This window comes from Roseitalea sp., from assembly GCF_984466335.1.
In genome coordinates this window covers 1-5,021 of sequence record NZ_CFIFWG010000183.1, presented here as the reverse complement: position 1 = coordinate 5,021, position 5,021 = coordinate 1, and the positions used below count along the sequence as shown (strand labels likewise).

Genomic DNA, 5,021 nt, shown 5'->3' with positions numbered 1-5,021 from the left:
GCGCCGCCCGGTCGTTCACGGTGACGGTGTCGCCGATCGTCAGGCCGATCTCGCCCGCTTCTTCGGCGGAAAAGGAGACCAGCGGCTCGCCCGCATGGTCGGCCGGCCACCACGCGCCGGCGCTCAGCGTCGAATTCTCGGGCACGCTGCGCGCATAGGTGATGCCGCGATCGCCGCGCAGCACCCAGGCGCCCTCGGGCGGTAGGTCCATCTCGGCGACGTCCTGGCCGTTCAGCGCCACGATGCGGCCGCGCAGCATCGGCACGCGCACCAGCTTGCCGGTATTGCCCGCCTCGCCCTCGACCAGGGCCGCGAAATCCTCGACCATGCCACTCTGGATATCGACGAAGAAGAAATTGGGCGCGCGTTCGGGCAGATTGCCGGCGATCTGCTGGCGCAGGTTCGTGTCGATCAGGGCGAGCGAGACCAGAAGCGTCAGACCGAGACCGAGCGCGAGCACGACCGACGGCGTCAGCGCGCCGGGCCGGTGGATGTTGCCGACCGCCATGCGCGCCGAGGTGCCGCGCAGCCCTTTGACGCGCCGGGCCAGCGTTTGCAGGCCGGTGGAGACGAGCCGAAGCACCACGAAGGCGGTCGCGACGCCGGCCAGAAAGCCCGCGGCCAGCGTCCGCTGGTCCGATAACCACACGGCAAGGCCGGCCAGCAGCAGCGCGGCGAGGCCGGCGGCCAGCACATAGGGCGCGCGCGGCAGGCCCCGGCGCGCCATGGTCCGGTTGCGGAACAGGTTGGATGCGGGGATGTCGCGGGCATGGCCGAGCGGGATCAGCGCGAAGACGAGGATCGTCAGCAGCGCGAACAGCACCGCAAGGGCCAGCGCGCCCGGATAAAACCCGGCGGCGGGCAGCGGGATCACGCCGTCAAGCGCCCAGACGGCCGCGAACGGCGCGAGCGCGGCCAAGAGCAGCCCTGCGCCGATGCCGACGGCGCCGACCAGGACGATCTGGATGAGGTATGTGAGCGTGACGAGCCCTCCCGGTGCGCCAAGGCATTTGAAGGTCGCGATCACGTCGCGCTTTGACTCAAGGAAGGCGCGCACCGCGTTGGCGACGCCCACGCCGCCGGTGACGAGCGCGGTCAGCCCGACCAGCGTCAGGAACTGGGCGAAGCGCTCGATGTTGGCGGCCAGCGCCGGCGCCGCGTTGGACCGGGTGCGCACGGACCAGCCCGCGCTCGGATGGGCCCGGTTCGCCGCATCGATCGCGGCGCGCATGTCGGCCTCGCTCGTGCCGGGCGCCATGCGGACCCTGTAGGCGTGCTCGACCAGCGAGCCGGGCTGGATCAGGTCGGACGCGTCGAGCGCCGCAAGCGGCATGATCACGCGCGACGCAAGGCCGATGCCGTCCGACAGCGCGTCGGGCTCGGCCGCGATGGTGGCACGGATGTCGAAGATCGCGTCGCCGATCCGCATCGTGTCGCCGACCGACAGGCCCAGCCGTTCGAGCAGGATCGGCTGGACCGCCGCGCCCCAGGCGCCGTCCTGTTCGCCGTAGGCGGAGAGCGGCAGAGCGGGCGCGGTGACGAAGTCGCCATAGAGCGGGTAGAGCGCGTCGACCGCCTTGATCTCGACCAGCGTCTGGTCGGACTGGTCGGCCAGGCGCGCCATGGAGCGGGTGTTGACGCTGTGCGCCACCGTGCCCAGCCCCCGAAGCGTCGCCAGTTCCCCGGACGTTGCGGTGCGGTGGGCCAGTTCGAAGCGGATATCGCCGCCCAGGATCGCGCGACCTTCGGACTGCATGCCCTGGGTGATCGCCTGGGCGACGGCGTTGACGCCGCCGATCGCGGCCGTGCCGAGCGCGATGCAGGCGACGAACACGTAAAAGCCGGACAGGCCGCCGCGCACTTCGCGCAGGGCGAAGCGGAGCGCCAGCGCGATCCGGCCGGACAGTGCGGCCATCATTCCGCCGCCATGGCGGCGGCATCGCCGCCTTCGAATACCTCGCCGGAGCGCACGCGCACCTGCCGGTCGCAGCGTGCCGCAAGGGTGGCGTCATGGGTGACGAGCACGAAGGTCGTGCCCCGCCGCCTTTGCGTCTCGAAGATCAGGTCGGCGATCTGCCGGCCGGTTTCCTGGTCCAGATTGCCGGTCGGCTCGTCGGCGATCAGGATCGCCGGTTCGGGCGCGAGCGCGCGGGCGATGGCGACGCGCTGCTGCTCGCCGCCCGACAATTGCCCCGGATAGTGGGTCAGGCGATCCTTCAGCCCGACCGCGTCCAGTTCGGCGCGGGCGCGCCCGAAGGCGTCCGCCGCGCCGGCCAGTTCGAGCGGGACGGCGACGTTTTCGAGCGCCGTCATGTTGGCGATCAGGTGGAAGGACTGGAACACGAAGCCGATGTTGCGGCCCCTGAACCGGGCGATCCCGTCCTCGCTCATCCGGTCGAGCCGGGCTCCGGCGACCTTCACGACGCCCGTATCTGGCCGTTCGAGGCCGGCAAGGACCATCAGCAACGTCGTCTTGCCCGAGCCCGACGGCCCGACGACGCCTACCGCCTCGCCCCTGGGGACGGTCAGGCCGACCCGTTTGAGCACATGGACCCGGCTGGCCGCCGATCCGAGCGTGAGATTGACATTGTCCAGTTCGATGACGGGTTCAGTCACGGCGACGATCACCTATATGGCATGCGGGTTGCGCCAAGATGGGCAGGATGGACCAAATGTTCAAAGGCTCGATACGCTTTGTCATGTCCGCCGGTTTGCTGCTCGCCGCCTTTTCGGCGGGCGCGGCGGCCGAAACGGTGCGCGGGGTCGGCTTCGGCGACAGCCTGATGGCCGGTTTCCGGCTGCCGCCCGGTGCCGGGTTTCCCGAAAGGCTGGAGGCGGCATTGCGGGCTGGAGGCTTCGACGTGGCCATCGCCAATGCCGGTGTTTCGGGCGATACGACCTCCGGCGGCCTTGCCCGGCTCGACTGGTCGGTGCCCGACGGCACGGATTTCGTCATCCTGCAACTGGGCGGAAATGACGCGCTGCGCGGCATCGCGCCCGAACTGACGCGCGCCAATCTCGACCGGATGATCGCGCAACTGAAGGCGCGCGGCATCGACGTGATCCTCGCCGGCATCGTGGCGCCGCCCAACATGGGCGCGGCCTATCGCGAAGCGTTCGATCCGATCTATGGCGATCTGGCCGCGCTTCACGACGTGCCGCTTCATCCGTTCTTCCTGGACGGGGCGATCACGATCGGCGCGGACGGGGCGCCCGTCACGGACAAGATGATGGCCGACGGCATTCACCCGACCGCCGAGGGCGTCGGCGCCATGGTCGAGCGCTTCCTGCCCTTGATGCGCCGGTATCTGGCCGGGGGGTGAATGATTCTTAACCGTTGGTGAAGCCAAAATGGTCTTGCGCATCGCGCCTTTGCGTGATTCGCTGACATCAAGGCGGGGTGATTTGCCGTCCGCGCGATGGCCGCGCCCACCGCACGACATGAGGGGACCTGCCATGCCGCGCCTATTCGTCGCTCTCGAAATCCCTCACCATGCCGCAAGCCATCTGTCCATGCTGCGCGGGGGCCTGCCCGGCGCCCGCTGGATCGACATGGAGAACTATCATCTCACGCTGCGGTTCATCGGTGACATCGAACATCACATGGCAGACGAGGTGGCCCACGCGCTCGAACGCGTGCACAGGCGCCCTTTTGCCCTAGGCTTTGCCGGGCTCGGCGCTTTCGGAGGCAGGAAGCCGCACAGCCTTTACGCCGTCCCCACCGGTACTCCCGACCTGCACGATCTTCAGGCCGAGATCGCCGGCATCTGCCGCCGGCTGGGCCTGCCGGCCGATCCACGCAAGTTCACGCCGCATGTGACGCTGGCGCGGCTGCGAAACGGCTCGGCCCGCGCGGTGGCGAACTATCTGACCGTGCGCGGAGGCTTTCATGTCACGCCGTTCAAGGTCGACCGGTTCGTCCTGATGAGTTCGCGCAATTCGGTCGGCGGCGGGCCCTACATCGCCGAGCAGACCTATCCCCTGTCACTCGACATGGTGCCCGCGCGCGTCGCGGCCGGCGCCGCGGCCCCGGCCTTCATGTCCCGGTAGGCGCCGGCGGATATCGCCAGGGCATACAAAACCTCCATGCCCCGCTTTCCCTGCCCGTCCGACCCGCTATCTTGACCGGACAGAACTCAGTCCAACGCGGAGGCGCCCGATGCCCAGACCCTGCCTGACCGACGACGAATTGACGACGGCGCTGGCCGACCTTGCCGGCTGGTCGCCCGAGAAGGGCGGCAAGGCGATCACGAAGCCGTTCCGGTTCGGCACGTTCACCGAAGCGTTCGCCTTCATGACCGCCGCCGCGCTGACGGCCGAGAAGATGGACCACCATCCGGAATGGTCGAACGTCTACAACAGGGTCGATGTGCGTCTGACGACGCATGATTCGGGCGGTTTGACCGCGCTTGACGTCGCGCTCGCCCGGGCGATGGACAAGGCCGCGGGGCCGGACGCGGCTTGAAAGCGGGCCGGTGCGGCCCCATGTCCGGCGCAGGAGGGCGCCAATGGACGATGTGAAGATCGGCGAAATCCTTGAGCCGGGCACCGAGCGCGAACAGGAAAAGCGCGAGCGGCGCGTTCGAAGCCGCTTCTGGCCCAAGGCCAAGCGTTACGCGCGCACGATCCCCTTCATGGACGAGGTCGTCGCCGGCTATTACTGCGCGATGGACCCGCAGACGCCGCCGCGCGTGCGCGGCATTCTTCTGGCCGCGCTCGCCTATTTCATCCTGCCGCTCGACGCGATCCCCGACTTCCTGCTCAGCTTCGGGGTCGGCGATGACATCGCGGTGCTGACGGCGGCCTTCGCGGCCGTTCGCGGCAGCATCACCGACGCGCATCGGGCCGCCGCGCGCAGGGCGCTGGCCGACGAGGACATCTACGCCGCGCAGGAAGCCGATGACGACACGCCGGTCATCGACGGCGAGGCCACGCGCAGTTGAGCGTCCGCGCTGGATTCGCCCGCCCCTCGTGGCGGACACATCGCTCTCAGGCGCACGCGTCGCCCGTGAGCTGGATCG

The 5,021-nt window shown here is 69.3% G+C and carries 6 protein-coding genes; 4 read left to right on the top strand and 2 right to left on the bottom strand.

Annotated features, from left to right (window positions below; genetic code table 11):
• Positions 1-1,915: ABC transporter permease (locus AC5E6L_RS13675; protein WP_491774006.1), on the bottom strand; the 1,915-nt coding region annotated here is incomplete at its 3' end.
• On the bottom strand, positions 1,915-2,616 hold the full coding sequence (locus AC5E6L_RS13670) for an ABC transporter ATP-binding protein (protein WP_491230458.1): 702 nt from the start codon (positions 2,614-2,616) through the stop codon (positions 1,915-1,917). The genes AC5E6L_RS13675 and AC5E6L_RS13670, both read right to left, overlap by 1 nt.
• Before the next feature lie 56 nt (positions 2,617-2,672).
• Here AC5E6L_RS13670 and AC5E6L_RS13665 point away from each other — a divergent pair, with 56 nt between their 5' ends.
• The 4 genes from AC5E6L_RS13665 to AC5E6L_RS13650 all read left to right on the top strand — a co-directional run bounded on the left by AC5E6L_RS13665 (position 2,673) and on the right by AC5E6L_RS13650 (position 4,943).
• Positions 2,673-3,323: an arylesterase gene (locus AC5E6L_RS13665; RefSeq protein ID WP_491774004.1), complete on the top strand. Its 651-nt coding sequence runs from the start codon at positions 2,673-2,675 to the stop codon at positions 3,321-3,323.
• 133 nt (positions 3,324-3,456) lie between these two features.
• Positions 3,457-4,050 carry an RNA 2',3'-cyclic phosphodiesterase gene (thpR, locus tag AC5E6L_RS13660; RefSeq protein ID WP_491230456.1) on the top strand — a complete coding sequence of 198 codons (594 nt, stop codon included), beginning with the start codon at positions 3,457-3,459 and terminating at the stop codon, positions 4,048-4,050.
• A 109-nt stretch (positions 4,051-4,159) separates the two neighbouring features.
• Positions 4,160-4,465, top strand: coding sequence for a 4a-hydroxytetrahydrobiopterin dehydratase (locus AC5E6L_RS13655; RefSeq protein ID WP_491230455.1), 306 nt, complete (start codon positions 4,160-4,162; stop codon positions 4,463-4,465).
• A gap of 43 nt (positions 4,466-4,508) precedes the next feature.
• Positions 4,509-4,943, top strand: coding sequence for a YkvA family protein (locus AC5E6L_RS13650; RefSeq protein WP_491774001.1), 435 nt, complete (start codon positions 4,509-4,511; stop codon positions 4,941-4,943).
• Positions 4,944-5,021 lie beyond the last annotated feature (78 nt).

What these genes read in the sequence shown, in the direction of transcription:
- AC5E6L_RS13655 (WP_491230455.1), top strand. Translation starts at nt 4,160, where the DNA reads ATGCCCAGACCCTGCCTGACCGACGACGAATTGACGACGGCGCTGGCC.
- AC5E6L_RS13665 (WP_491774004.1), top strand. Translation starts at nt 2,673, where the DNA reads ATGTTCAAAGGCTCGATACGCTTTGTCATGTCCGCCGGTTTGCTGCTC.
- thpR (WP_491230456.1), top strand. Translation starts at nt 3,457, where the DNA reads ATGCCGCGCCTATTCGTCGCTCTCGAAATCCCTCACCATGCCGCAAGC.
- AC5E6L_RS13650 (WP_491774001.1), top strand. Translation starts at nt 4,509, where the DNA reads ATGGACGATGTGAAGATCGGCGAAATCCTTGAGCCGGGCACCGAGCGC.